Annotated in this window: 1 protein-coding gene; it reads left to right on the top strand. The window is 68.6% G+C overall.

Annotated features, from left to right (window positions below; genetic code table 11):
- The first annotated feature begins 253 nt into the window (after positions 1-253).
- Positions 254-1,483, top strand: coding sequence for an IS110 family RNA-guided transposase (locus ABD481_RS46365; RefSeq protein WP_344672315.1), 1,230 nt, complete (start codon positions 254-256; stop codon positions 1,481-1,483).
- Positions 1,484-1,485 lie beyond the last annotated feature (2 nt).

Below are 1,485 nucleotides of genomic sequence, written 5' to 3'. Positions count from 1 at the left end.
GCCTAATGATTCCCGGGAGCGAGTCCATGGGGCAGACTTCCGGGTTACAGCTGCCGGCTGGTGAGCACTGCATTGGCCTGGACTATCAAGTCCTAATCAAAGAACGTGCCCCAGCCGGTTGGCCGGGAGGGTTGATCGCTGATGGGATGTCGTGCCTGCCCGGGCCGGGCGTGAGCACTGGTTCATTAGGTCGCCGATGGTTCTCCCGCAGGCTGGCTCGCATGGATAGGTGACCGACCGACTGGGAGGAACGATGCGGCTGTTCATCGGCGATGACTGGGCCGAGGACCACCACGATGTGGAGTTGATGGACGAGCGCGGCAAACGCCTGGCCAAGGCCCGGCTGCCGGAGGGCGTGACCGGCGTGGCCAGGCTCCACCGGCTGGTCGCCGAGCAACTCGGCCAGGCCACCGAGGACGACGACACTCAGGTGGTGGTCGGGATCGAGACCGACCGGGGTCCGTGGGTGATGGCGCTGCTGGCCGCCGGATACACGGTGCTGGCGGTGAACCCGCTGGTCGCGGCACGCTACCGGGAACGCCGGGCGGTCTCGGGCGCCAAAAGCGACGCCGCTGATGCGCACATGCTGGCCGACATGGTCCGCACCGACGGGCACCAGCTGCGCCCGGTGGCCGGGGACAGCGACCTGGCCGAGGCGATGAAAGTGGTGACGCGGGCCCACAAAACCCTGATCTGGGAGCGGACCCGGCACACCCAGCGACTGCGGCACGCCCTGCGGGACTACTTCCCCGCCGCGCTGGACGCCTTCGACGACCTGGACGCCCCCGACACCCTGGAACTGCTGGCCAAGGCCCCGGACCCGGTATCGGCCGCCCGGTTGTCCCGGTCGCAGATCGGCGCCGCGCTCAAGCGCGCCCGCCGCCGCGACGCGGAAACCAAGGCGGCACGGATCCAGCAGGCGCTGCGCGCACCGCACCTGGGACAGTCCGCAGCGGTCACCGCCGCCTACGCCGCCTCGGTGCGCGCTTTGGCCGCCGTCCTGACCGTGCTCGACGCGCAGGTCGCCACCTTGCAGCAGGAGGTCGAAGCACATTTTGGCCTGCACCCGGCCGCTAGGATCATCATCTCCCAGCCCGGCCTGGGAGCGGTCACCGGCGCCCGGGTGCTCGCAGAGTTCGGCGACGATCCGCACCGCTACACCAGCGCCAAAGCCCGCAAGAACTATGCCGCGACCAGCCCGATCACCCGTGCTTCCGGCAAGAAGAGGGTGGTCGCCGCCCGATACGTACACAACGACCGGCTCATCGACACCCTGATGTTCCAGGCGTCCAAGGCCATCAACGTCTCACCCGGCGCACGCGCCTACTACGACAAACAACGCGCCCGCGGAGCCGGCTACAACGCCGCACTCCGCCAGGTCGCCAACCGCCTCGTCGGGATCCTGCACGGCTGCCTGAAAACCGGCACCCTCTACGACGAAGCCACCGCCTGGACAAACCAGCACGAACCCATCACCACTTGACA

This window comes from Catenulispora yoronensis, assembly GCF_039531695.1.
GTDB classification, from domain to species: domain Bacteria; phylum Actinomycetota; class Actinomycetes; order Streptomycetales; family Catenulisporaceae; genus Catenulispora; species Catenulispora yoronensis.
Note: the sequence above shows the minus strand (reverse complement) of the source record. Positions and strands in the feature narration are given on the sequence as shown.

What these genes read in the sequence shown, in the direction of transcription:
- ABD481_RS46365 (WP_344672315.1), top strand. Translation starts at nt 254, where the DNA reads ATGCGGCTGTTCATCGGCGATGACTGGGCCGAGGACCACCACGATGTG.